The organism is Pseudonocardia sp. TRM90224 (assembly GCF_021245725.1).
Lineage (GTDB): Bacteria > Actinomycetota > Actinomycetes > Mycobacteriales > Pseudonocardiaceae > Pseudonocardia.
This window is the reverse complement of sequence record NZ_JAJGSX010000006.1, coordinates 160,749-185,699: the sequence shown is the minus strand read 5'-3', so window position 1 is coordinate 185,699 and position 24,951 is coordinate 160,749. Positions and strand designations below refer to the sequence as shown.

Below are 24,951 nucleotides of genomic sequence, written 5' to 3'. Positions count from 1 at the left end.
CGGTGGCCGAGCTGCGCGGTGGTGCCTCGCCGGGGGCGCACGGCGGTCAGCCCTTCTGCTCTGCGGCGCGGACCTCGGCCAGCGTGATCGCGCCGCGACGCAGCGCCTCGTTCGCGAGGCGGGTGCGCCTGCGCTCGCCCTCCCCGCCGACCCCGAACTTGTCGTAGAGCCGCAAGAGGTGCTGCTTGACCGCAGCCTCGGAGACCCACAGCGCCTGGGCGATCTGACGTGTCGAGGCCGGTTCGGTGAACATCTCTGCACCCGTCATCGGTTTGAACAGCGCGATCAGGACGTCCCTCTCGCGCGGGGTGAGCTGCGGGGGTGGCGACTGCGCCTCCGTCATGCCGGGGTCGTCGGCGACCCGCTCCGCGCGCAGGACGATGCGGGTGCGCCCGATCCGCAGCTCGTCGCCCGCGCCGAGGCGGGCCTCACCCGACACCCGGGTGCCGTTCACGAAGGTCCCGTTGCGGGAGCTGACGTCGCGCACGCTCCAGGTGCCGGCGAGCTTCTCCAGCACGGCGTGCACCCTGGAGACCTGCCCGTCGTCGGCCAGCACGATGTCGTTGCCGGCCGCTCGGCCCACGGTGATGCGCTCCGAGTCGAGTTGGAACAGATCCGCCCCGGCTGGTCGCCACACCTCGAGGAACGCGTTCATCACACCACCTTCTCGGGTGGACGCGCTGCTGCGTCCCACCCACAGTTCAATCGCACCAGATGGAGAGCGGGTTACCTCCCGACCGGATACATCGCTCCCCGTACCGGATGGGTCACGATCCCAGGCTCGCACACGGTCGGGCCAGATAGTTGACCCGATCAGCGGCGAGCACTGCCCGAACACATTCCCATCATTTTGCGTAGTTGCACGCTCCACAACCGTGCAAGTACGCAGAACCTCGGGACGTTTTGCGCACCTCAGCGGTGTAGGAGCGCCCCCAGCAGCCCACCGACGGTCGGGGCCTCGATGAGGAACCCGTCGTGCCCGTACGGGGAATCGATCACCCGCAGCTCACCCGCGAGCGGGATGTGCGCGGCCAGCTCGGCCTGCTGCTCGAGCGGGTAGAGGCGGTCGGAGCTGATCCCCGCGACCATCGTCTCGGCCTGTACCAGCGCCAACCCTGCTGCGACGCCACCGCGGCCGCGACCGACGTCGTGCGCGTTCATCATCTCGGTGAGCCGGACGTAGGAGCCGGCGTCGAAGCGGCGGACGAGTTTCGCGGCGTGGTGGTCGAGGTAGGACTCGACCGCGTAGCGGCCGCCGGTCCAGGGGTCCTCGCCGGTCTGCGGCTGCCGGCCGAACCGCTCGGCCAGCTCGAAGGCGCTGCGGTAGCTGAGGTGCGCCATGCGCCGGGCGATGCCCAGGCCGGCGTGCGGCCCCTGCCCGGGCGGGGCGTCGTGGTAGTCGCCGCCGCGCCAGCCGGGGTCGCTGCGGATCGCGGCGATCTGCGGGGCGGCCCAGCCGATCTGGTCGGCCGAGGTCGCCGCGGGGGACGCGAGCAGAAACAGCCTGCGCACGCGCTCCGGCTGCGTCGCCGCCCACTCCAGCGCGCGCATCCCGCCCATCGAGCCGCCGACGACGCACGCCCAGCTCGCCACGCCGAGCTCGTCGGCGAGCACGACCTCCGCCGAAACCGTGTCGCGGGCCGTGACCAGCGGGAACCGGCTCCCCCACGGCCGCCCGTCCGGCGCGGCCGACGACGGTCCGGTGCTGCCCTGGCAGCCCCCGACGACGTTCGGGGCGACGATGAACCAGTCGCGGGGGTCGAGCGCCCGGCCGGGCCCGATCAGCGCGTCCCACCACCCCGCGGTCGGGTGGCCCGGTTCGGCGGCGCCGGTGACGTGGCTGTCGCCGGTGAGCGCGTGCAGCACGAGCACCGCGTTGGATGCGTCGGCGTTCAGTTCGCCCCACGTCTCGTACGCGATGCGGACGCCGGGCAGCTCCCCGCCGGCTTCGAGCGGGAGGGGGCCGGGCAGCGCCACCCATCGCCTGCGGCCCGGCGGATCCCCCTCCCGCCAGGCACCGCTGGCGGGAGGGAGGGGTGCGTGGAGCGTGGTCACGCGCCCTTGGCAGCCCGGAAGCCGGCGTCGAGGTCGGCCTTGATGTCCTCGATGCCTTCCAGGCCGACCGACAGCCGCACCAGCCCCGGCGTGACGCCCGTCGCCAGCTGCTCCTCGCCGGAGAGCTGGCTGTGGGTGGTGCTCGCCGGGTGGATCACGAGGCTGCGCACGTCGCCGATGTTGGCGAGGTGGCTGTGCAGCTCCAGCGCGTCGACGAACCGCTTGCCGGCCTCGACGCCGCCGGTGATCTCGAACGCCACGACGGCGCCGGCGCCGCGCGGCAGGTACTTCTGCCCCGCCTCGTACCACCGGCTCGACGGGAGGCCCGCGTAGTGCACCTGCTCCACCTCGTCGCGCGCCTCCAACCACTCGGCCAGCGCCTGCGCGTTCTGCACGTGCCGCTCGATCCGCAGCGACAGCGTCTCGATGCCCTGGATCAGCAAGAAGCTGTTCTGTGGTGAGATCGCCGGGCCGATGTCCCGCAGCAGCTGCACGCGCAGCTTGATCAGGTAGGACAGCGGGCCGAGCGCGTCCCAGTAGTTGAGGCCGTGGTAGCTGGGGTCCGGCGTGGTCAGGCCGGGGAAGCGCTCGGCGTGGTCGCCCCACGCGAAGTTGCCGGAGTCGACCACGACGCCGCCGATCGCGGTGCCGTGGCCGCCGAGGAACTTCGTCGCCGAGTGCACCACGACGTCGGCGCCGTGCTCGATCGGGCGCAGCAGGTACGGCGTCGGGATCGTGTTGTCCACGACGAGCGGCACCCCGACCTCGTGCGCGATGTCGGCGACCGCCCGCACGTCGAGGACGTTGGCGCGCGGGTTGCCCAGCGTCTCGGCGTAGAACAGCTTCGTGTTGGGCCGGACCGCGGCGCGCCAGTCGTCGAGGTTGTCGGGGTCGTCGACGAACGTCACCTCGATGCCCAGCTTGGGCAGCGTGTAGTGGAAGAGGTTGTACGTGCCGCCGTACAGCGAGGCGCTGGAGACGAAGTGGTCGCCGGCCTCGGCGATGTTGAGGATCGCGAGCGTCTGCGCGGCCTGCCCCGACGCGAACGCCACCGCGCCGATGCCGCCTTCGAGCGCCGCGACGCGCTGCTCCAGCACGTCCTGGGTGGGGTTCATGATCCGCGTGTAGATGTTGCCCAGCTCGGCCAGCCCGAACAGCGCCGCCGCGTGGTCGGTGTCGCGGAACGTGTACGAGGTGGTCTGGTAGATCGGCGTCGCGCGGGCGCCCGTGGTCGGGTCGGAGGTCGCGCCGGCGTGCACCTGCTTGGTCTCGAACGACCAGCCGGCCGTGGGGTCTGGGGTGTCGGACACAGTCGTCTCCCTGAGAAGGATGAAACGGGATGAGCGGGTCGGCCTAGCGACCGGGACGACAGGTCGCGCTCGTCACCCGCATGAAGTCGACATGCCGGCGTGCCACGAGGCGGATCACGCGAGTGAACGTAATCGGCCGGTCGCAGCTGCACAACCGCCCGATGGATACCCTCGGACCGTGCTCGTACTGCTCCCCCCGTCGGAGACCAAGGTGGACGGCGGCGAAGGGCCTCCGTTGCAGCTCGGATCGCTTTCGCATCCCGAGCTCGGTGCCGTCCGCAAGGAGTTGGTGGCCGACCTGGTCGAACTGTCGGGTGACGTCGAGGCGAGCCGGGCGGCGCTGGACATCTCGGAGAAGCAGCACGGCGAGATCGCGCGCAACGCGGCGCTGCTGACCGCCCCGACGATGCCGGCGCTGCTGCGCTACACGGGTGTGCTCTACGACGCGCTCGACGTCCGGTCGCTGCGCGGCGCGGCCGCCGAACGGGCGTGGTCGCGGCTCGCCGTCGGGTCGGCGCTGTTCGGGCTGCTGCGGGCGGGCGACGATGTGCCCGCCTACCGCCTCTCCGCCGGCTCCGCGCTGCCCGGACGCGGCACGCTCGCCGCAGCGTGGAAGCCGGTGCTGGAGCCCGTGCTGGCCGGGATCGCCGCCGACGAGCTGGTCGTCGACCTGCGCTCCGGCTCCTACGCGGCGCTGGCGCGCGTGCCGGGCGCGGTGCGGGTCAACGTGCTCGCCGAGCGGCCCGACGGGCAGCGCTCGGTGGTGAGCCACTTCAACAAGGCGCACAAGGGTCGGCTGGCGCGGCTGCTCGCCGGCACGCGCGCCGAACCCGCCGACGCCGGGGCGGTGGCGACGCTCGCCCGCAGAGCGGGAATGCGGGTGGAACGCCCGAACCCCACATCACTGGAGATCATCATCCCGGCATGACGCCAGCCGGACCGTCGACAACGACGAAATGGCTGTTGTGAGCGCTCACAAACAGCCATAACGTCGTTGTCGACGCTTAGCCCAGATCGAGCAGACGAGTCGCGGCAACGCCGTGCGCGAGTCGGGGCCAGGCCGTGAGCGAGTCGAGGCGGGCGAGTGAGTCGCGCGTTCCGGAGCAGTGAGTCGACACTTTCAGCACGGTGAGTCGGCACCTCCGGCACGGCGAATCCCACGTCCCAGCGGGTGAGTCGCGCATTTCGGCGGGCGAGTCGCGCGTCTGGGAGCGGTGAGTCGCGCAATTCGGAGCGGTGAGTCGCGCGTTTGGCGGGTGGGTCGCGTGTCTGCGGGTTGGTTCGTTGGGTGGATTCGCGGCGGGTGGGCCCCTGTGGGTGGCGGGCACGCCGACGCGCCCCCGACCGCGCAGACCTCGTCGTGTTCTCGCAGAGGTTGCCTTAGGCGTCGGCAACGACGTTTTGGCTGTTGTTAGCGCTCACAAACAGCCAGAACGTCGTTGTCGACGGTCCGCTCAGGCGTGATGCGCGTGGCTCTCCGGCTCCGGCGCCGCGTCGGAGAACGCTGTCGGCGGCACCACGAATAGCACCGCTCCCGCGACGAGGGCGCTCGCTCCACAGATCGTCCAGACGATCATGTAGCCGGACAGGCTGGCGGCCGTACCGGCCGCGGACGCCAGCCCGGTCAGCAGCACCACGCCGAAGACGGCCGAGGCGAACGAGCCGCCGACGGTCTTGGTGGTGTTGGTGAGGCCCGCCGCCATGCCGGTCCGGCCGCGGGGCGCGGCCGCCGCCGCGGCCGCCGGGAGCGCCGCCACCAGCGCTCCCGTGCCCACCGCGGCAACACCCATGTTGAGGAACACCTGCCACGTCTCCAGGTGGAACGGCAGGAACAGGCTGTACCCGATGCCGACGAGGAACGTCGCGCCGATCAGCGCCACCCGCGGCGTCAGCAAGCGCGAGAACACCGGGAACAGCAGCGCTCCGGGGACCATGAGCACGACGTAGAGCCCGATCAGGACCGACCGCTCCTGGACGCCGAGGCCGAGCCCGTACCCGAGCGCGGGATCGGTGCCGGCGTAGGTCGAGAGCGGCGCCTGCGCGCCGAGGATGCTGATCCCGACCAGGCCCGCCGTCAGCTGCACCGGCCACATCGCGGGGCTGCGCAGCACCCGCAGATCGATCGCGGGGTCGGGGTGGCGCAGCTCGTGGCGCCCGAACGGGACGAACACCGCGATCCCGATAAGCACGGTCGCCCACACCCACCACGTGGCCGGCCCGTTGATGCGCAGGAACGTCAGCCCCGACGTGATCAGCAGCAGCGCGAGGGTGAGCAGCACGAACCCGCGAGCGTCGAGCGTCCGGCCGGGCAAGGGCTCCGACTCCGGCACGCCGAAGAGGATCACGAAGAACACCAGCGTCACGGCGATGGCCGGCAATGCGAGCGTGACGGCGACGTCGCCGCCCAGCGCGGTGAACGCCTGCGCGCCGCCCAACGCGCCGATGATCGCGCCCAGCTCCAGCGCCAGGACCAGGAACGCGGCCGCCCGGCGGGTCTGGCTGGCCGCGCGGTCGGTCCGCCTCCCCCGGTCGAAGATCAGCGCGACCTCCAGCGGGAGCCACACCACGTAGAACCCCTGCAACGCGAAGGCCAGCAGGAACGTCCAGAAGCTGCCGGCGAACGCCATCCACCAGCTCGCGGCGGCCGTCACGGCCGTGGACACCAGCAGGATCCGCTTGTGGCCGTACATGTCGCCGAGCTTGGCCAGCACGGGCACGACCAGCGCCGAGACCAGCAACTGCGCCGCCTCGAACCAGTTGAAGTCGGCGTCGTGGATCCCGAGGTGCACGACCAGATCGCTGATCAACGGCACGTAGTAGCCCTGCAGGATGCCGCTGACGATCTCGACGACGAACAGGAAGCCCACGAGCCCGAACGTGACCGCGCCCGTCGACGGACGCCCCTCCGCTGGCACGGACGAAACCTAGCGCCCGCGACATCGCCGCGGGAGCCCGCGAGTCGGGCCCACCCCGTGCGCGAGTCGGACCCAGCCGGGCGCGCGGCGACCCCGACTCGCACACGCTCGCGCCCCGACTCGCGCGCGTGTGCGCCCCGACTCGCGTAATTGGGTTGCGACCCGCAGGAGCGGTCCGGCACGGTGTACCGCGACGCAACACGGAGCCGCGCAGCGGCGGAAGCGAGGAGGTGCCACGTGTACGCGCCTGTCACGGACGTGTCCCGCACCCGTCCTCTTCCCGCCCCGCGCTGAGATCCTCCCGCGGGGCCCACTCCCAGGAGACCCTGCGTTGCACGAGTACGACTCGTACCCAGAACCACCCCGCAAGCGGCGCAAAGGCCGCTTCGACGACGAAGAAGCACCTCGCCGCGGCCGCCAGGCACCCGCCGGTGGCGACCTCAGCGCGCTCGACGAGCGTGATGGCGTCGAGCCGGACGGTCCGCCGGAAGGCGACCGCTGGTCGACGTGGGACGGCGCCCAACACGGCCCGGAACCACGGCCCGGCTGGGTGATCACCGAACACGCCGCTGTCGACACCGAGCTCGGCGTGGTCAAGACCGGCAAGGAGGCCGACGTCCACCTGCTCGAACGTGCCGTTCCCGGCACCGGTCGCCGCACGCTCATGGCGGCGAAGCGCTACCGGACGGCGGAGCACCGCATGTTCCACCGCGATGCCGGCTACCTGGAGGGTCGCCGCGTGCGCCGCTCCCGCGAGATGCGGGCGATGGCGAACCGCACGGCGTTCGGTCGCGACATCCTCGCCGGCCAGTGGGCGGGCGCCGAGTTCGCGGCGCTTTCCCGCCTGTGGGTCGACGGGATCGCCGTGCCGTACCCCGTCCAGGTGCACGGCACGGAGCTGCTGCTGGAGTTCCTCGGCAGCCTCGACGGCACTGCGGCGCCGCGGCTCGCGCAGCTGCGCCCCGAGGAGGACGAGCTGTGTGATCTCTGGCACCAGTTGACCGAGGCGTTGCTCGGGCTGGCCCGCCACGGGCTCACCCACGGCGACCTCTCCGCGTACAACCTGCTCGTCCACGACGGGAGGCTCGTCCTGATCGACCTTCCGCAGGTCGTGGACGTGATCGGCAACCCGCAGGGACCGGAGTTCCTGGCCCGGGACGTCCGCCGGATCGGCGAGTGGTTCCTCGCGAAGGGCCTGCCCGCGGCGGCCGGTGATCCGGAGAGCCTCCTCGAAGATCTTCGTGTGGAGGTGGGAATGCCACAGGCGATACCGATGTCACAGCAATAGCCGCACCGAAGGGGCGGTGGTCGGCGAGCACTGGGCTAGAATCGATCAAGCGCTCGCCGGCCACCGTCCCGCGGCGCTCCCGCAGTTCTCATTTCAGGGCGCGACGACCGCGCCCGGGCTCGTCCCGTCGAGATCCCAGCCGCCGTCATCTCGGCGCTGTTTCTCCGTGTGACGTGCCACGTCACGGAGGTTCGCTTGTCATCCCCGACTTCTCGCCGTGCTGCGCCGACATCCGGCTCGGCATTCCCGGCGAACTCGCGCCCGCGCCGCACCGGCCGCGGACGCCCCAGCTCGACCCGGAGCCGCGGCCGCGGCGCCGGCGCTCCCGTGCTCGCCACCGCGACCACGATGCCGCCGGAGGAGACCTGGACGGTGCCGGCCACCGGCATGCCGTCGTTCGAGCAGCTGGGGCTGCCCGCCCCGGTGCTCCGCGCGCTCGAGGCCGGCGGCTTCACCGAGCCGTTCCCGATCCAGGCGGCCACCCTGCCCGTCACGCTCGAAGGGCGTGACCTGCTCGGCCGTGGCCAGACCGGCTCCGGCAAGACGCTCGCCTTCGGGCTGGCCCTGCTCTCGCGGCTGGCCGGCGGGCGCGCCCGCGCACGCCAGCCGCGTGGGCTCGTGCTCGTCCCGACCCGCGAGCTCGCGCAGCAGGTCGTCGACGCGCTCGTGCCGTACGCGAAGGCGCTCGGGCTGACCACCGCCGCGGTCGTCGGAGGGATGTCGTTCAACCGGCAGGCCGCCGACCTGCAGCGTGGGGTCGACCTGCTGGTCGCCACTCCGGGCCGGCTGACCGACCACACCAACCAGCGCACCGCCGACCTCTCGGCGGTGACGGTCACCGCGATCGACGAGGCCGACCGGATGGCCGACATGGGGTTCCTGCCCCAGGTCAGGGCCATCCTCGACCTCACCCCGCGCGACGGGCAGCGGCTGCTGTTCTCCGCAACGCTCGACGGCGACGTCGGCACGCTGGTCCGCCAGTACCTGACCGACCCGGTGACCCGCTCGGTCGCGCCCCCGACCGGTTCGGTCTCGACGATGGACCACCACGTGCTGCACGTCGACACCGCCGCGAAGCCGCGGATCGTCGCCGAGATCGCCGCCCGCGAGGGGCGCACGATCCTGTTCGTGCGCACCAAGCACGGCGTCGACCGGCTGGTGAAGACCCTCCGCAGGGAAGGTGTGGCCGCGGGCGCGCTGCACGGTGGCAAGGCGCAGAACGCACGCAACCGGGCGATCGCCGAGTTCAAGGAGGGGCGCACGCCCGTGCTCGTCGCGACGGACGTCGCCGCACGCGGCATCCACATCGACGACGTCAGCCTCGTCGTGCACGTCGACCCGCCGGCCGACCCGAAGGACTACCTGCACCGCGCGGGCCGCACCGCGCGGGCCGGCGACTCCGGCACGGTCGTCACGATGGTCACCGCGCCGGAGCGGCGCGACGTGGAGCGGCTCACCCGGCTCGCCGGGGTCCGCGCCACGCACACCGACGTCGCACCGGGCACCGCCGCGCTGACCGCGATCACCGGCGCCCGGCCCCCGTCGGGGGTGCCGATCGTCGAGGCGCCCAAGCCGGCGCAGGCACCGCGGGGCAACGGCGGGCGCCGCCGGCGCGGCGGTGGCAATGGTGGCAGCGGCAACGGCGGCGGCTACGGCGGCAACGGCAACCGCAGCGGCCGGCCGAACGGCCGCCGCGCCGCCTGACAGACCCTAGGCGAGCGCGAGTCCCAACATCGAGAGCACGAGGCGGGCGGCATCGCCGCCCGCCTCCTCGGCGACGTCCAGTGCCCTCGGCACGTCGAGGTCGGCCAGCAGCGCAGCCGTGACGGTCTCCGCCGCGCTCCCGGTCTCCCCCAACCCGCGTGCGGCCACCGCGTAGAGCCGCTCCAGCCGCGCCGCGGCGGCGTCGAGACCGGCCGGCTCGTAGTCCCATTCACGAGCCCACTGCCGGTCGACCAGCAGCAAACGCAGCGCGGCCGCCGGGTGGTCCGCCAGCACGTCGGAGACGAGCACGAGGTTGCCGGTCGACTTGGCCATCTTCGCGCCCTCGTACCGCACGGTCCCCACATGCATCCACGCGCGGGCGAACGGCCGCACCCCCGTGACGGCCTCCGCCATCGCCGACTCGTATGCGTGGTGCGGGAACCGCAGGTCGGCGCCGCCCGCGTGCAGGTCGAGCGAGGGCCCGAACGTCGTCAGCGCCATCGCGGCGCACTCGGCGTGCCATCCCGGCCGGCCCTCGCCCCACGGGCTCGGCCACGCGGCCTCACCGGGCCGCGCGGCGCGCCAGAGCGGCACGTCGGCCGGCCCCTCGGCGTCGGCGTCGAACCGGTGCCCGAACTCCGCGGCAAGCTCGGCCGCCGCGGCCGTGTCCAGCCCGGCGCGCGCCGGGACGTCGTCGCCGCGGAACCAGATCGTCCCGCCCCGCAGGTAGGCCGCGCCGCTCTCCAGCAGCGCGGCGGCCAGCGTCACCACCTGCCCGACGTGGTTGTGCGCCCGCGGCTCGTGCACGGGCCGCCGGACGCCGAGCGCCGCCATGTCGCGGTCGAAGCGGAACTGCTGCACGGCGGCGAAGCTGTCGGGCCGCGCGCCGCTGCTGGCCGCCGCCGCGTCGAGGACGTCGTCGACATCGGTGACGTTGCGGCAGACCTCGACGTCGACGCCGAGGTGCCGCAGCACACGCGCGGCCACGTCGGCCCACACGAACGTCGCGGCGTGGCCGAGGTGGGTCGTGTCGTACGGCGTGATGCCGCAGACGTACATGCGTGCCCTGCCCACCACCGGGAGCGGGCGGCCACCGATCGTCAGCATCGGCGCCATCAATGCCTGGAGCCGCGGCGGGCGGCGCGGCGCAGCTGCATCATCCGCAGGCCACCGGGGATCGCGACGAGCAGCAGCCCGGCGATCGCCGCGAAGAGCAGCGCGACCCCCGTCGGCAGCGAGCCGGTGAACGCCAGGAACGTGATCTGCATCGGTGCGCTGTTCTGCAGGATGAAGATCAGCAGGAGCAGCAGCACCAGCGCCGAGAGGATGAGCCCTGTCCACAGGCCGCCGGTGCGCGACCTCGTGACAGCCGGCGGCTCCTTCGGCTGCTCCCGTTCCAGCTCCTGCGTGGTGTCGTTCTCGACGACCGGCCGGTCGTCGTCCTCATGATCCGGTGCGGCCCGTTCACGCTTGTGCCGGTCGGCCTTGGTCGGCACCGTCGGCCCCTCGGCGTCGTCGAACCGGACCGGTCGCATGTTCGGGTCGGTTGCCGGGTCGGCATGCGGATCGGCCGGGCCGACCCGGCCGTGCGTCGGCAGGTCGGACGGGATCGCCGTCGCCCGCGTCGGGTCCTCGCTCATCGCCCACTCATCGATTCGGCTCCTTGCTGCGCTCGCGTCGGCGCGAAGTATCCCGCACGTTGGCCTGCAGGAAAGCAGGACTCGGCCGATGTCCACCATCCTGCGGAGCGCGTGGACTCGCTAGGGCGCTCCCAGGACCGATCAGCGCCCCTCACGGCGCATCGGAACGCGCGAAACACCTTCCCAAACGTACGAATCGCCGCTGATCACGAAGCCGAAGGCCTGGTAGAAACCGGCGAGGTGCTCCTGGACGTGCAGCAGGCAGGTGGCGTCGCCGACCTCGGCGAGCGCGGCCTCCATCAGCTGACGGCCGAGTCCGTGCCCACGTGCCGTCCGGGCCGTGCAGAGCCGCCCGATGAGGAACTCGTCCTCGGCCTCCCGCAGCAGCCGCACGTACCCGAGGACCGGCGCCGGGTTGCCGTGGTGGCCCACCAGCCAGTAGTGCCGCGCGGCGTCCTCGAGGTCGCGCCCGTCCAGCTCGCCGTACGGGCAGGCTTGCTCGACGACGAACACCTCGACCCGCAGCCGGAGCAGCTCGTAGAGGGTGGCGGGGTCGAGATCGGCCGCCCAGGCGCGGTGGACGGTGGCCGTCGTCGACTCGGTCATCAGAGACATCTACCAGATCCCTTACGTCTCGGCCGGGTCGCGCGGCGCCCACGTAGCCTCGTCATGTGTCCCACCACCACGATCTCGTCGTCATCGGTACCGGCTCCGGGAACTCGATCGTCGACGGCAGGTTCGACCACCTCGACGTCGCGCTCGTCGAGCACGGCGTGTTCGGCGGCACGTGCCTGAACGTGGGCTGCATCCCGACGAAGATGTACGTCTACCCGGCCGACCTCGCGCAGCTGGTGCGGATCTCCGCCCGCTACGGCGTCGACGCGAGCATCGACAAGGTGCGCTGGCGCGACATCCGCGACCGGGTCTTCGGCCGCATCGACCCCATCTCGGCCGGCGGGCGGGAGTACCGCGTCGACCGCTCCCCCAACGTGACCGTGTACGAGGGGCACGCCCGCTTCACCGGGCAGAAGCGGCTGCGCATCGACGGCGGCCCCGAGTTCACCGCCGACCGGATCGTCATCGCGGCGGGGAGCCGGCCCAGCATCCCCGAGCCGGTGGAGCGCTCCGGCGTGCCGTTCCACACGTCGGACACGATCATGCGCATCCCCGACCTCCCCGAGCGCCTGGTGATCGTCGGCGGCGGGTACATCGCCGCGGAGTTCGCGCACGTGTTCTCCGCGCTGGGCACCCGGGTCTCGATGGTGCTGCGGGGCGACCGGATGCTGCGCGGCCAGGACGAGACCGTGTCCGAGCGGTTCACCGCGATCGCCGCCGACCGCTGGGACCTGCACCGCGGCCGCCAGATCCTGCGGGTCACCGGCGACGCCACGGAGGTCGCCGTCGAGCTGACCGACGGCTCGGTGGTGCGCGGCGACATGCTGCTCGTCGCCACCGGGCGGGTGCCCAACGCCGACCACCTCGACGTGGCCCGCACCGGCGTCATGCAGCACCCCGACGGCCGGGTCGTCGTCGACGACCAGCAGCGCACCACCGTCGACGGGATCTTCGCCCTCGGTGACGTCAGCTCGCCGTTCCAGCTCAAGCACGTGGCGAACCACGAGGCCAAGGTGGTCGCGCACAACCTCCTGCACCCCGACGCGCCGCGGCGCACGGACCACCGCTTCGTCCCATCGGCGGTGTTCACGTACCCGCAGATCGCGAGCGTGGGCATGACGGAGGCGGAGGTCCGCGCGGCCGGCCACGACTGCACGATCAAGATCCAGACGTACGGCGACGTCGCCTACGGGTGGGCGATGGAGGACACCATCGGCTTCTGCAAGATCATCGCCGAGCGCGGCACGGGGCGACTGCTCGGCGCGCACGTGATGGGCGCGCAGGCCTCGACCGTCATCCAACCCCTCATCCAGGCCATGTCGTTCGGCCTCGGCGCGCGGGAGATGGCAACCGGGCAGTACTGGATCCACCCGGGGCTGCCCGAGGTCGTGGAGAACGCACTCCTGGGCCTGGACCTGTAACCCCGCGCCGCCCGGGCCCCCCGGCGCTGCCCTCCGGCCTCCGGCCGGAGGGCAGGAAAGCCACTTTCAGGCCCTGTGGGGGCAGGAAAGTGGCTTTCCTGCCCTCGCCTTGCCCCGTGGCCGGTGGCCCCTACGCCGACCGCTGCCCCGCGGGATCGAACGCCTCCGCCGGTGGCTGCTCGTCCCTGATCCCCGCCAGCAGCGCCGTGACGTCGTTCATGATCGCGGCGGTGGCGCCGTCGAGCGCCGTGCGGGTGCGGGGGCCGCCCATCCACTGCGAGAGGTCGACGGGCGGGCCGGCGACCACGGTGACGCGCCTGCGCGGGAAGAGCTTGACCTTGCCCGTGCCGGGCGCGAGGACGTCCTGGCTGCCCCAGTTCGCGACCGGGATGACGGGGGCGCCGGTGACGAGCGCGATGCGCCCGATGCCGTTCTTCGACTTCATCGGCCAGCCGTCGGGATCGGCGGTGTAGGTGCCCTCCGGGTAGAACGCGACGATCTCGCCGCGCTGCACGGCCTCGATCGCACCGCGGAACGCATCCGCCGCGCGCGTCGACTCGCGGTACACCGGGATGTGCTTCCCACCTGCGAGGACGTACTTCACGACCGGCATGCTCCACAGCTCGGACTTCGCGAGGAACCGCGGCATCCGGCCGTGGCTGATGCCGAACGCCACGTTGAAGATCGGGTCGGAGAACGAGACGTGGTTGATCGCCAGCAGCGCACCACCGGTGCGCGGGATGTGCTCGCCGCCGCGCCAGCCGATCCGGGTGCCGAACATGGCGAACGGCCAGATCACCGCGATCGCCAGCCCGTACCAGAACCCGGAATCGGTCCACCGGCGCGAGAAGCTCAGCCGGAGCTTCTCCCAACCGGTCAGCTGTCGAGCTCCCGTCATGCATCCTCCTCGGCGTCAGCGGGGATCATCCCCCGTCACCCGACGGAGTCGCACCTGGCCCGGCGGTGATCCTGGTCCTAGGCGCTCCTTAGGCCCGAGTGGGCACCGGAAGGCCCGGGAGTCCGTCGAGGCTGCTCGCGTTGCGGGTGGCATGGTAGGTCGCGAGCCGCTCCGGCCCGCGGGTCTGCGACCACGCGTCGAGGATGTCGCGTTCCTCCACGAGCTGCATCCGTGGAACCGCGTAGCCGCAGGCGTCGGAGATCCTGGCGACGTCGACGGTGATCACGCCGCGGGTCTGCGGGCGCCGGTCCTGGCCGGCCGCGCCGAACGGCTCGAACTCGGCCGCGAACCCGGGGTCGTCGGCGAACGTGATCCGCCCGGTGCCGTGCAGCCGCACGATCTTGGGCGCGCCGTCGAACGCGCAGAACATCACGCAGATCCGCCCGTTCTCCTGCAGGTGCGCGATCGTCTCGACGCCGCTGCCGGTGAGGTCGAGGTAGGCGAACGTGCGCTCGTCGACGACGCGGAACGTGCCGACGGTGCCCTTCGGCGAGAGGTTGACCATGCCGTCGCCCGCGAGCGGCGCAGTGGCCACGAAGAAGACCGGTTGGGACTCGATGAACGCGCGGAGCTTGCCGTCGATCGCCTCGTAGACCTTGGCCATGCCTTCAAGCTACGTGCGGGTTCCGGCCGGCTGAAGGCGAATCTCAAGCTACGGGAGCGTGAGGATCTCCGAGCCGTCGGCCGTCACGACGATCGTGTGCTCGAACTGCGCGGTGCGGGAGCGGTCCTTCGTGACGACGGTCCAGTCGTCGTCCCAGATGTCGTAGTCGATCGAGCCGAGCGTGATCATGGGCTCGATCGTGAAGGTCATGCCCTCTTCGAGGACCGTGTGCACGTTCGGCTCGTCGTAGTGCAGCACCACCAGCCCGCTGTGGAAGCTGCGTCCGATGCCGTGGCCGGTGAAGTCGCGCACCACGCCGTAGCCGAAGCGCTTGGCGTAGGACTCGATCACCCGGCCGACGACGTTGAGCTCGCGGCCCGGTCGCACTGCCTTGATCGCACGCAGGGTGGCCTCGCGGGTGCGCTCGACCAGCAGCCGGTCCTCCTCGGCCACCTCGCCGGCGAGGAAGGTCGCGTTGGTGTCGCCGTGGACGCCGCCGATGAAGGCGGTGACGTCGATGTTGACGATGTCGCCCTCCTCGATCACGGTCGAGTCGGGGATGCCGTGGCAGATGACCTCGTTGAGGCTGGTGCAGCAGGACTTCGGGAAGTCCTTGTAGCCGAGCGTCGACGGGTAGGCGTCGTGGTCGACGAGGAACTCGTGCACCACGCGGTCGATCTCGTCGGTGGTCACGCCCGGTACGACGGCCGCGCCGCCGGCCTGCAGCGCCTGCGCGGCGATGCGGCTGGCCACGCGCATCGCCTCGATGATCTCCGGCGTCTGCACCCACGGGTCGTTGCTGCGCGACGGCCGCTTCTTGCCGACGTACTCCGGGCGCGGGATGTGCGCGGGGACGGGACGGATGGGTCCGACCACGCCGGGGGTCAGCAACGTGCGGGCAGGCATGAAGCTCAGTGTAGGTCCCCGCGGGATCGCGCTCCGCGGACCGGACCCCTCGTGCGCAGCGCCACGAGCGCCGACAGCGCCCGCCACCCCAGCATCAGCACCGCCAGCGAGATCACCGTGACCACGGCGAAGGTGAACGGCAGGGTGCCGGTGAACGCGAACCGCAGCAGCAGCCCGATGCCCGCCGTGCCCGCCAGCACGACGGCGCCGGCCACGAACCCGGCGGGCAGCGTCCGCACCGCGGACGTCGCCCACGCAGCGCCGAGGCCGACCGCGAAGGGGGCGATCGTGGCGACCAGCCCGAGCAGGTCGTCGGCCTCCGCCGAGTGCGTGATCCTGCCGACCGCGGCGAACACGATGACCGCGACGACGTCGGCGGCCAGCGCGAGTCGTGTCACGCGCCTGTCAGGCATGACGACCAGGTTACGGGCCCTCGGCGCCGTTGCTCCAGCATCACCCGGTTGCGCTGAGAAAACGCTGGGCAGTGGCGACGGCGGGCTCCGACGATCCGGCGTCGACGACCAGCACGGCGAAGGCCACGTCGCCGCGGTAGCCGACGAACCACCCGTGCGCGCGGCCGTTGTCGGTGAACTCGGCCGTCCCGGTCTTGCCGTAGACCTCGCCGAGGCCGGCCAGCCGGGTCGCAGTGCCCTCGGTGACGACGGCCCGCATCATCTGCCGCACCTGGTCGAGCACGGCCCGGTCGGGTGTGGTCGCCGCCTTCGTGACCTGCGTCGGGCGCCCGTGGATCAGCTCGGGAACGACCGGCGCGCCGCGCGCCACCGTCGCCGTCGCGAGCGCCATCCCGAGCGGGCTGGCCAGCACATCGCCCTGCCCGAAGCCGTTCTCCGCGCGTTGCACGGGGTCGGTGGCCGTCGGGACCGAGCCGGTGATCGTGGTCAGCCCCGGCACGGTGAAGTCGGCGCCGATGCCGAGGGTGAGTGCGGCCTGCGGCAGCGCGTCGGGCCCGAGCTGGGAGCCGAGCTGCGCGAACGTGGTGTTGCACGAGCGGGCGAACGCCGTGCGGAGCGGCACCGTGCCCAGCTCGAACTCGTCGGCGTTGGGCACCAGCCGCCCGCCGATCGTCGTCGTGCCGGGGCAGGCGACCGGCGAGTCCGGGTTCAGCCCGGCCTGCGAGATCGCCGCCTCGGCCGTCGCGATCTTGAACGTCGAGCCGGGCGGGTAGCGGCCGGTCAGCGCCAGCGCGCCGGCGACGTCCGCCGGGCCGTTCTGCGCGACGGCCAGGACATCGCCGGTCGAGGGCGCGATCGCCACGATCATGGCCTGCTGCGCCAGCGGCTCGACCGCGGCCTCCGCGGCGGCCTGCAGCGCTTGGTCCAGCCCGATCGTGACGGTCGTCCCCGGCTTCGGCGGTTGCTCGTTCAGCACCCGAACAGCCACGCCGCTCTGGTCGACGACCTGCACCGACCAGCCCGGAACGCCTTCGAGCTGAGCGCCCATCTCGGTCCGCACGGCAGGGAGCACCTGGCTGGCGAAGCCCGCCGAGGGCGGCAGCAGCCGCTGCGAGCCGACGAACCGGACGCCCGGCAGGTCGTAGATCGCGGCCTTGACCTTGAGGTAGTCGGGCTCGCGCAGCACGGCCACGGTGTAGGCCTGCCCGTCGGGTGTCCGGGCGGCGCCGTCGGTGATCGACTGCTGGGTGATCTCGTCGTCGAGCGGCCCGAGCGCCTTGGCCAGCGCGGACGTCACGCCTGGGAGGTCGCCGCCGGTCGCGAGCCGATCGAGGTTCACGGTGACCACGGGGGTCGCGGAGAGCAGCGGCACCCCCGCCCTGTCGACAACGGGCGCGGGCTCCGGAACATCCGTGGCAAGGGCGAGCCGCTGGCCGCTGCTCAGCTGCGGGTGCACGACGGCCGGCGTCCAGCGGACCGCCCAGCCGGTCTCGGTGTCGGGCGCCTGCACCAGCTCGAGCTCGCCCGGGTAGCTCCAGGTGCGGCCCTTGCCGAGGTCCCACGAGAGCTCGATCGCCGCGGCCGAGCGGTCGGTCGCGGTGCGGACCTGGCCCAGCGTCGCGGTGAACCGCTCCGGCGCGAGCGTGTTCCGGGCCGCCGTGAGCAGCTCGCCCGCGGACTTCGGGTCGTCCGTCAGCGCCGCCGCGCCGGCGATGTCGCCGGCGGACCACGCCGTCACGAACGCCGTGGCGGTCCGCTCCTCGCCGCTCGGGCCGAAGAGACCACAGCCGGCGGTGGACGCAGCGAGGATCGTGGCGCCGAGCGCGGCGACCAGGCCGCGTCGAGCGCGACCTCGGGTGTTGGCTTGGCGCACCCGCCCGAGTATGGCCGAGGTCACCCGGGCGTCAGCACGCGCGTCGAGAACGGCGTTATAGCTGTTCCGCGGCCCGCGAGCCAGTCGCAGCGTCGTTGTCGACGGACCGTCTGGAGATCAGGACGGCGAGCCCGTCGAGCACGCAGGCCAACCCGAACGACAGCTCGTCGAAGTCCGACGCGAACGCGCCCGCCTCACCGACCTCGTTCACCAGCGGCAGCTTGCCGGCCGCGACGACCGGTCCGACGAACTCGTTCTGCACCGACCACCACTCCTCGTCCGTGACGCCCGTGCGCTCGGCGGCCTGCTTCGCGTCGATCGTGGTGCGGGCCAGCCCGGCGACGAACGAGCTGACCAGCACGATCACCCCGAGCATCTCGTCGGCGTCGAGGCCCAGCCCGTGCACGGCACGCAGCGCGATGTCCGTGCTGCGCATCGGGCTCGGCGCCAGCAGCGGACGGCCCTGCGCGATCTGGAGCATCCACGGGTGGCGCATGTACATCGCCCACTCCCGCCGCGCGAACGCGTCGAGCCGGGTGCGCCAGTCGCCCGTCTGCGTGTCGGCCTCGGCGAGCACCTCGGCGTAGGCGGCGTCCATCATCAGGTCGACCAGCTCGGCCTTGCCGGGGACGTAGCGGTACAGCGACATCGCCCCGGCGCCCAGCTCGGTGGCGATGCGGCGCATCGACAGCGCCCCGAGGCCTTCGGTGTCGGCGACGGTCGTGGCCGCGCGCACGATCTGCTCCACCCCGAGGCCGGGTTTGGGTCCTCGGGTCGGTTCGTCCTGGATGCCCCACAGCAGTCCAAGACTGCGCCGGACGTTCTCCACGCCACTTGATTCGGTGTTCATTTGCCTCGGATCCTAAAACTGGGTACATTGTACGTGTCTGACGTACAGTGTACCCAGTTTGAAGGCGGAGAGCATGACACCACCGACCAGCACGGCGGCGATCGCCACCGAAGGGCTCGGCAAGCGCTTCGGCGAGAAGGCCGCCCTCGACGGGCTCGACCTCTCCGTCGCGACGGGCAGCGTCTGCGGCCTGCTCGGCCCCAACGGCGCCGGCAAGACGACCGCGGTACGGGTGCTGACCACGTTGCTGCGGCCCGACTCCGGCCGCGCGTGGGTCGCCGGGATCGACGTTGCACGCGACCCGGCCGGCGTGCGCTCGCAGATCGGCCTGACCGGGCAGGCCGCCACCGTCGACAACGTCCTGACCGGCCGCGAGAACCTGATCTTCTGGGCGCGACTGTTCCACCTCTCGCCGCGCGCGGCCGCGATGCGGGCCGACGAGCTGCTGGAGCAGTTCGGGCTGACGGAGGCGGCGGATCGGCGCGCGAAGTTCTACTCCGGCGGGATGCGTCGCCGGCTCGACATCGCGAGCAGCCTGATCCTCGCACCGCGGGTCTTCTTCCTCGACGAGCCGACCACCGGGCTCGACCCGCGCAACCGCGGCGAGGTGTGGGCCGCGCTGCGCCAGCTCGTGGCGGGCGGCACGACCGTGCTCATGACCACCCAGTACCTCGACGAGGCCGACCAGCTCGCCGACACGATCGTCGTCGTCAACGGCGGCCGGAAGATCGCAGAAGGCACGCCGTCAGAGCTGAAGTCGACCATCGGCGGCGACCGGATCGACGTCCACGTGCGCGACACGTCCGACCTCCCGGCCGCCGCTGCGGTGATCGCCAGGGTGACCGGCAGCGAACCGGAGGTCGACGCGGAGCTGCGCCGCCTCGGCGCGCCCGTCAGCAACCGGGTGAGCGCACTGACCGGCGTGGTCGGCGCGCTCGCCGACGCCGGCGTCGCCGTCGAGGACATCGGGGTGCGGCGCCCCACGCTCGACGAGGTGTTCCTGCACCTCACCGATACCGGGAACCCCAACACCAACGTGAAGGAAGAGGTGGCGGCATGAGCACTGCACTCGCGATCGGCCCGATGCCGACGAGCGGGTTCGCGACCCTGCTGGCGGACTCGTGGACGGTGGCCAAGCGCGACCTCGTCCACCTGCGCCGCAACCCGACGGCGATCATCTCCAGCATCGCGCTGCCGGTGATGTTCGTGATGCTCTTCGGGCTGGTATTCGGCAGCGCCATGTCGGTGCCGGGCGGCCTGGACTACCGCGAGTTCCTCATGCCGGGCATGTTCGCCCAGTCGATGATGAACGGGGCCGCCGTCACGATCGCGGCGGTTTCGGCGCAGCGGGCGCTCGGCACGCTCGACCGGTTCCGCTCGATGCCGATGGCGCAGGGTGCGGTCGTGATCGGGCGCAGCATCGCCGACATCCTGACCTCGTGCGTCGACCTCCTCGTGCTGATCCTCTGCGGCCTCGCCGTCGGATGGGTCACCCGGTCCGGCGTGCTGCCGACGCTCAGTGCGCTCGGGCTGCTGCTCCTGCTGCGGTTCGCGATGATCTGGATCGGGATCTACCTCGGCACGGTCGTCAGCCAGGAGGCCGCGGCCGGCACATGGATGTTGCTGTTCCCGCTCACGATGGTCGCGAACACGTTCGTCACGCCTTCGCAGATGCCGGTGTGGCTGGGCACGATCGCCGACTGGAACCCGCTCTCGGCGACCGTCGCGGCCACCCGTGAGCTCTTCGGCAACGCCGGCCCAGCCCTCAGCAGCGGATCATGGCCTGCCGAGAACGCGATGCTGCTCGCCGTCGCGTGGCCGCTGCTGCTCGTCGCGATCTTCATGCCGCTCGCGATCCGCCGCTACCGCAAGGGCTGACGAACTTCCCCACCGTTTTGCCAACTTGCACGGCCGAAATGGTGTGCAGGTTGGCAAAACGGTGGGGAAGTTTGTGTTGGTCAGGCCTTGCTGGCGACGCCGCCGTACTCCTCGACCGAGACGATCGACCCGATGTCGGACGAATCGGGACGCCAGAGCGGGCAGCTGACGACGCCCGGCTCCAGCAGCTCGAGCCCGTCGAAGTACCGGCTGATCTGCTCGGGCGAGCGCAGGTGGTAGGACAGCGACCCCGCGGCGTTCCACAGGTTGATCGCGGCCTCGAACGGGCCGGAGTCGTCGGTGCCGTCGGCGACCACGAGGTAGCTGCCCGACGGCAGCGCCTCGATCAGCTCGCGGACGATCCCGCGCGCCTGGTCGTAGTCGGGGACGTGGCCGAGGATGTTCATCAGCATCAGCGCGATGGGCTGGCTGAAGTCGAGGCTCTTGCGGGCCTGGTCGAGCACGGCGGCGGTCTGGTGCAGGTCGGCGTCGATGTAGGTGGTGAAGCCCTCCGGCGTGCCGCGCAGCAGCGCGCGGGCGTGCGCCAGCACCACCGGGTCGTTGTCGACGTAGACGATCCGCGCGTCCGGCGCGACCCGCTGCGCCACCTCATGTGTGTTGTCCACGGTCGGGAGGCCGGTGCCGATGTCGAGGAACTGCCGCACGCCCGCCGGCCCCGCGAGGTGCCGCACCGCGCGGGAGAGGAACCCGCGCGAGCCGCGTGCGATGTCGACGATCGGTGGGTAGATCTCGCGGAACTGGTCGCCGATGTGCCGGTCGACGTCGTAGTTGTCCTTGCCGCCGAGCCAGTAGTTCCAGATCCGGGGCGAGTGGGCGACCGTCGTGTCGATCGCGGAATCCGGCTCGCTCATGAAGACGCTCTCCTGTCGCTGCGTTGCGGGGCGCCGTCACAGTAGTGGGTAGGCGTCTCCCTTTAGCGGCTTCTTCAGAAGAGGATCGTGGCGAAGCTGCCGACCTGCGTGAACCCGATGCGGGCGTAGGACGCGCGTGCGACGTGGTTGAACGCGTTGACGTAGAGACTCGACACCCTGCCCATGGCGTGCAGCCGTTCGGCGACGGCGGCGGTGCCTGCGGTGCCGAGGCCGTGGCCGCGGCGTTCGGGGTGCACCCACACCCCTTGGATCTGGCCGACCTGCGAGGAGAGCGCTCCGATCTCGGCCTTGAAGACGACCTGCCCGTTCTCGAACCGTGCGAACGCGCGACCGGCCGAGACCAGCTCGGCCACCCGCGAGCGGTAGCCGGCGCCGCCGTCACCGGCGCGGGGGTCGACCCCGACCTCCTCGGTGAACATCGCGACAGCGGCCGGGAGGTAGGCGTCGAGCTCGGCCGGGCGGACGGGCCGCACGAACGGGTCGGGGGTGACGGCGGGCGATCCGGCGAGCACCATCAGCGGCTGGTCGCCCCGCACCTCGCGGGCGGGCGTCCAGTACTCCGCGAGGTCGTCCCACAGCGGCAGCACCAGCTCGGCGCGCCCGACGACGGACGAGCAGCCCCGGCCGTGGCGACGGGCTCGGTCGGCGAAGGCACGCAACGCGGACCGGTCGCCGCGCAGCGGGACGAGGTTCGCGCCGGAGAAGCACAGGCCGTCGAAACGCGACCCGGTCGCCCACAGCTCGCCGCCCAGACGCCAGGGGTCGAGACCGGCGATCTCGACCCGTGCGGCGACCATGCATGCGGCCACCGGATCGCTGTCCAGGGCAGCGCGAACCCCTGCGCGGTCCCGGTCGTCGAGGAGCCGCGCTCCGGCGACACGAAGCACCGTCCTACGGTGCCATATCCGGGCCCCCATCCGGAACAGGACCGCCCCTACGGTGGGCGGTGTCGATCACAAAACGTTGCCCACATCACATCTGACATCGGATCTATGACTGGACAACGTCGTCTCACGAACTAGCGTGTTCGCGGATGAAGCCCGAACCTGACGTGAGCGTGACCACCACGCCGAAGGCGCCACCCGGCGCGAGCCGGATTCGCTACCGGATCCTCGCGCTCGCCTTCGTCGGGCTGTCGCTGAACTACCTCGACCGCGCCAACCTCAGCGTCGCGCTGCCGTTCATCACCCACGACCTGAACCTCCAGCTGAGCAACACGGAGAAGGGGCTGATCCTCGGCGCGTTCTTCTGGGCGTACGACGGCGCGATGCTCGCCGCCGGCTGGTTCAGCGACAAGGTGGGTGCGCGCAAGGCGTTCACGTTCGCCGCGATCTGGTGGTCGATCGTCACCGCGCTCACCCCGCTCGCCCGCGGGTTCTGGTCGCTGTTCGCCTTCCGGTTCGCGCTCGGCGCGGGCGAGGCACCCGCCTACCCCGCAGCCACGAAGGCGGCGTCGCGCTGGTTCCCCCGCCACGAGCGCGCGTTCTCCACGGCCGTGATCGACTCGGGCTCGCGGGTCGGGACGGTGCTCGCCCTGCCGGTCGTGACGTCCCTGATCGCTGCCGTGAGCTGGCACTTCTCGTTCCTCGTGCTCGGCGTCGTCGGGCTCGTCTGGGCCGGCGCCTGGTACTGGTACTACCGCGACCCGCTGCAGCACCGCCACGCGAACGCCGAGGAGCGCGAGTACATCGCCGCGCACGGCGCCCGCCTGGAGGAGAACGACGACGCCGACGCGACGGCAGTGCGCTGGCGCGACCTGTTCCGCTACCGCACGGTCCTCGGCATGATGCTCGGGTTCTTCTGCCTGAACTTCGTCATCTACTTCTTCCTGACGTGGTTCCCGACCTACCTCAAGGAAGCGCGCGGGCTCGACCTCGCCCAGCTGGGCACGCTCGGCACGCTGCCGGGCATCACGGCGATCGTCGCGGCGTGGGCCGCGGGCCTCTACGCCGACCGGCTCATCCGCCGCGGCGCCGACGTCACCCGCGTGCGCAAGACCGTCATGGTCGGCGGCCTGCTCGGCGGTGCGGCCATCGTGTTCGCCGCGCCCGCAACGTCGGTCTACGTCGCGCTGGGGTTCCTCGCGATCTCCTACGCGAGCCTCGCCGTCGCCGCCACCGGCATCTGGTCGCTGCCCGGCGACGTCGCCCCGAGCTCGAAGCACGTGGCATCCATCGGAGGAATCCAGAACTTCGCCTCGAACATCGCCGGGATCATCAGCCCGGGTGTCATGGGCCTTCTGCTGGATCTCTACAGCGGCGACTACCTGCCGTCGTTCCTGCTCGCCGCGATCGTCTCGGTGATCGGCGCGCTCACGTACGCGTTCGTCGTCGGGCGAGCGGAGCCGCTGCCCCCGCTCCCCCGCCGCTGACCCGGGGTGTCGGTGGTCAGCCGACGGTCACCTGGGGCTCGCCCTCGGCCTCCATCGTCTCGGCGATCTTCATCGCCTCCTCGATCAGGGTCTCGACGATCGCGTGCTCAGGGACGGTCTTGATGACCTCGCCCTTGACGAAGATCTGGCCCTTGCCGTTGCCCGACGCCACGCCGAGGTCGGCCTCGCGCGCCTCGCCGGGACCGTTGACGACGCAGCCCATGACGGCGACGCGCAGCGGCACCTCCATGCCGGTGAGCCCGGCCGTGACCTCGTCGGCGAGCTTGTAGACGTCCACCTGCGCACGCCCGCACGACGGGCAGGAGACGATCTCCAGCTTGCGCGGGCGCAGGTTGAACGACTGCAGGATCTGGGTGCCGACCTTGATCTCCTCGACCGGCGGCGCCGAGAGCGACACCCTGATCGTGTCGCCGATGCCGCGCGAGAGCAGCGCCCCGAACGCGACGGCCGACTTGATCGTGCCCTGGAACGCCGGCCCGGCCTCGGTGACGCCGAGGTGCAGCGGGTAGTCGCAGGCCTCGGCCAGCAGCTCGTAGGCCCGCACCATGACGACGGGGTCGTTGTGCTTCACCGAGATCTTGATGTCGTGGAAGTCGTGCTCGGCGAACAGGCTCGCCTCCCACAGCGCCGACTCGACCAGCGCCTCCGGCGTGGCCTTGCCGTACTTCTCGAGCAGCCGCTTGTCCAGCGAGCCGGCGTTGACGCCGATGCGGATCGGGGTGCCGTGGTCCTTGGCGGCGGCCGCGATCTCCTTCACCTGGTCGTCGAACTTGCGGATGTTGCCGGGGTTGACGCGCACCGCGGCGCAGCCCGCCTCGATCGCGGCGAAGACGTACTTCGGCTGGAAGTGGATGTCGGCGATCACCGGGATCTGCGACTTCTTCGCGATCGCGGGCAACGCGTCCGCGTCGTCCTGGCTCGGGCAGGCGACGCGCACGATGTCGCAGCCCGACGCGGTGAGCTCGGCGATCTGCTGCAGCGTGGCGTTGACGTCGGAGGTGAGGGTGGTGGTCATCGACTGGACGGAGATCGGATGGTCCGAACCGACCCCGACGGCACCGACCTGGAGCTGCCGGGTCTTCCGGCGGGGCGCCAAGGTCGGAGCGGGAGGGACGGGCATGCCCAAGGAGACGCTCACGACCTCCAGTATCCCCGCCGCGCCTACGCAGCGCTGCTGGCGGTGGCGCGAAGCACCCTATGGGGCCGCAGCGGCACCACCGGTGGGTGACGCGAACA

23 protein-coding genes are annotated in these 24,951 nt (G+C 71.7%); 7 read left to right on the top strand and 16 right to left on the bottom strand.

Translation table 11 applies throughout. The features are described 5' to 3' along the window. Positions 1–46 precede the first annotated feature (46 nt). The 3 genes from LL648_RS11480 to LL648_RS11470 all read right to left on the bottom strand — a co-directional run bounded on the left by LL648_RS11480 (position 47) and on the right by LL648_RS11470 (position 3,365). A complete protein-coding gene (locus tag LL648_RS11480; RefSeq protein WP_232662483.1) occupies positions 47–655 on the bottom strand; it encodes an FHA domain-containing protein in 609 nt (202 codons plus the stop codon). A gap of 257 nt (positions 656–912) precedes the next feature. Continuing rightward, on the bottom strand, positions 913–2,055 hold the full coding sequence (gene metX, locus LL648_RS11475) for a homoserine O-acetyltransferase MetX (RefSeq protein ID WP_232662482.1): 1,143 nt from the start codon (positions 2,053–2,055) through the stop codon (positions 913–915). Further along, positions 2,052–3,365, bottom strand: coding sequence for a bifunctional o-acetylhomoserine/o-acetylserine sulfhydrylase (locus tag LL648_RS11470; RefSeq protein ID WP_232662481.1), 1,314 nt, complete (start codon positions 3,363–3,365; stop codon positions 2,052–2,054). Before LL648_RS11470 ends, metX begins: the two co-directional genes overlap by 4 nt. Positions 3,366–3,543: 178 nt before the next feature. On the opposite strand from LL648_RS11470, the gene yaaA reads away from it, so the two are divergent. Next, the gene (gene yaaA, locus LL648_RS11465; protein ID WP_232662480.1) at positions 3,544–4,293 is read left to right on the top strand and encodes a peroxide stress protein YaaA; all 750 of its coding nucleotides are present in this window, start codon (positions 3,544–3,546) and stop codon (positions 4,291–4,293) included. 526 nt (positions 4,294–4,819) lie between these two features. Here yaaA and LL648_RS11460 read toward each other — a convergent pair. Continuing rightward, positions 4,820–6,280: an MFS transporter gene (locus LL648_RS11460; protein WP_232662479.1), complete on the bottom strand. Its 1,461-nt coding sequence runs from the start codon at positions 6,278–6,280 to the stop codon at positions 4,820–4,822. Positions 6,281–6,611: 331 nt separating this feature from the next. Here LL648_RS11460 and LL648_RS11455 point away from each other — a divergent pair, with 331 nt between their 5' ends. Together LL648_RS11455 and LL648_RS11450 are read left to right on the top strand one after the other, a co-directional pair. Further along, complete coding sequence (locus LL648_RS11455; RefSeq protein ID WP_232662478.1) at positions 6,612–7,568, top strand: serine protein kinase RIO; 957 nt, start codon at positions 6,612–6,614, stop codon at positions 7,566–7,568. Between the two features lie 387 nt (positions 7,569–7,955). Beyond that, positions 7,956–9,272, top strand: coding sequence for a DEAD/DEAH box helicase (locus tag LL648_RS11450; RefSeq protein WP_374112028.1), 1,317 nt, complete (start codon positions 7,956–7,958; stop codon positions 9,270–9,272). 6 nt (positions 9,273–9,278) lie between these two features. On the opposite strand, the gene LL648_RS11445 is transcribed toward LL648_RS11450, so the two are convergent. The 3 genes from LL648_RS11445 to LL648_RS11435 form a co-directional block, all read right to left on the bottom strand. Beyond that, positions 9,279–10,379 (bottom strand): class I tRNA ligase family protein, encoded by a 1,101-nt coding sequence (locus tag LL648_RS11445; RefSeq protein WP_232662477.1) that lies wholly within the window; start codon positions 10,377–10,379, stop codon positions 9,279–9,281. Positions 10,380–10,387: 8 nt separating this feature from the next. Beyond that, entirely contained in the window at positions 10,388–10,912 is a 525-nt protein-coding gene (locus LL648_RS11440) for a LapA family protein (RefSeq protein WP_232662476.1), read from the bottom strand. Between the two features lie 141 nt (positions 10,913–11,053). After that, complete coding sequence (locus LL648_RS11435; RefSeq protein ID WP_232662475.1) at positions 11,054–11,518, bottom strand: GNAT family N-acetyltransferase; 465 nt, start codon at positions 11,516–11,518, stop codon at positions 11,054–11,056. Between the two features lie 65 nt (positions 11,519–11,583). On the opposite strand from LL648_RS11435, the gene LL648_RS11430 reads away from it, so the two are divergent. Continuing rightward, on the top strand, positions 11,584–12,948 hold the full coding sequence (locus tag LL648_RS11430; RefSeq protein WP_232662474.1) for a mycothione reductase: 1,365 nt from the start codon (positions 11,584–11,586) through the stop codon (positions 12,946–12,948). A gap of 130 nt (positions 12,949–13,078) precedes the next feature. Here LL648_RS11430 and LL648_RS11425 read toward each other — a convergent pair whose 3' ends face one another. From LL648_RS11425 to LL648_RS11400, 6 genes are all read right to left on the bottom strand, one after another. Next, positions 13,079–13,846: a lysophospholipid acyltransferase family protein gene (locus LL648_RS11425; protein WP_232662473.1), complete on the bottom strand. Its 768-nt coding sequence runs from the start codon at positions 13,844–13,846 to the stop codon at positions 13,079–13,081. Positions 13,847–13,934: 88 nt separating this feature from the next. Then, positions 13,935–14,510, bottom strand: coding sequence for a pyridoxamine 5'-phosphate oxidase family protein (locus tag LL648_RS11420; protein WP_232662472.1), 576 nt, complete (start codon positions 14,508–14,510; stop codon positions 13,935–13,937). 48 nt (positions 14,511–14,558) lie between these two features. Continuing rightward, positions 14,559–15,416 (bottom strand): type I methionyl aminopeptidase, encoded by an 858-nt coding sequence (gene map / locus LL648_RS11415; protein ID WP_232662471.1) that lies wholly within the window; start codon positions 15,414–15,416, stop codon positions 14,559–14,561. 5 nt (positions 15,417–15,421) lie between these two features. Beyond that, the gene (locus LL648_RS11410; RefSeq protein WP_232662470.1) at positions 15,422–15,829 is read right to left on the bottom strand and encodes a DUF3054 domain-containing protein; all 408 of its coding nucleotides are present in this window, start codon (positions 15,827–15,829) and stop codon (positions 15,422–15,424) included. 40 nt (positions 15,830–15,869) lie between these two features. Beyond that, positions 15,870–17,702: a penicillin-binding transpeptidase domain-containing protein gene (locus tag LL648_RS11405; RefSeq protein ID WP_232662469.1), complete on the bottom strand. Its 1,833-nt coding sequence runs from the start codon at positions 17,700–17,702 to the stop codon at positions 15,870–15,872. Positions 17,703–17,757: 55 nt separating this feature from the next. Beyond that, positions 17,758–18,552, bottom strand: coding sequence for a TetR/AcrR family transcriptional regulator (locus LL648_RS11400; protein ID WP_232662468.1), 795 nt, complete (start codon positions 18,550–18,552; stop codon positions 17,758–17,760). Positions 18,553–18,625: 73 nt separating this feature from the next. On the opposite strand from LL648_RS11400, the gene LL648_RS11395 reads away from it, so the two are divergent. Beyond that, positions 18,626–19,612, top strand: a complete 987-nt coding sequence (locus LL648_RS11395; protein ID WP_232662467.1) for an ATP-binding cassette domain-containing protein — start codon at positions 18,626–18,628, stop codon at positions 19,610–19,612. Beyond that, complete coding sequence (locus LL648_RS11390; protein WP_232662466.1) at positions 19,609–20,430, top strand: ABC transporter permease; 822 nt, start codon at positions 19,609–19,611, stop codon at positions 20,428–20,430. The genes LL648_RS11395 and LL648_RS11390 overlap by 4 nt, the downstream gene beginning before the upstream one ends. 80 nt (positions 20,431–20,510) lie before the next feature. Here the strand turns inward: LL648_RS11390 and LL648_RS11385 are convergent, their stop codons facing one another. Together LL648_RS11385 and LL648_RS11380 are read right to left on the bottom strand one after the other, a co-directional pair. Beyond that, positions 20,511–21,302 (bottom strand): SAM-dependent methyltransferase, encoded by a 792-nt coding sequence (locus LL648_RS11385; RefSeq protein WP_232662465.1) that lies wholly within the window; start codon positions 21,300–21,302, stop codon positions 20,511–20,513. 74 nt (positions 21,303–21,376) lie between these two features. After that, a complete protein-coding gene (locus LL648_RS11380) occupies positions 21,377–22,210 on the bottom strand; it encodes a GNAT family N-acetyltransferase (protein WP_232662464.1) in 834 nt (277 codons plus the stop codon). Between the two features lie 146 nt (positions 22,211–22,356). On the opposite strand from LL648_RS11380, the gene LL648_RS11375 reads away from it, so the two are divergent. Further along, entirely contained in the window at positions 22,357–23,694 is a 1,338-nt protein-coding gene (locus LL648_RS11375; RefSeq protein WP_232662463.1) for an MFS transporter, read from the top strand. A gap of 16 nt (positions 23,695–23,710) precedes the next feature. Here the strand turns inward: LL648_RS11375 and ispG are convergent, their stop codons facing one another. After that, positions 23,711–24,853 (bottom strand): flavodoxin-dependent (E)-4-hydroxy-3-methylbut-2-enyl-diphosphate synthase, encoded by a 1,143-nt coding sequence (gene ispG / locus LL648_RS11370; RefSeq protein ID WP_232662462.1) that lies wholly within the window; start codon positions 24,851–24,853, stop codon positions 23,711–23,713. Between the last annotated feature and the right edge of the window lie 98 nt (positions 24,854–24,951).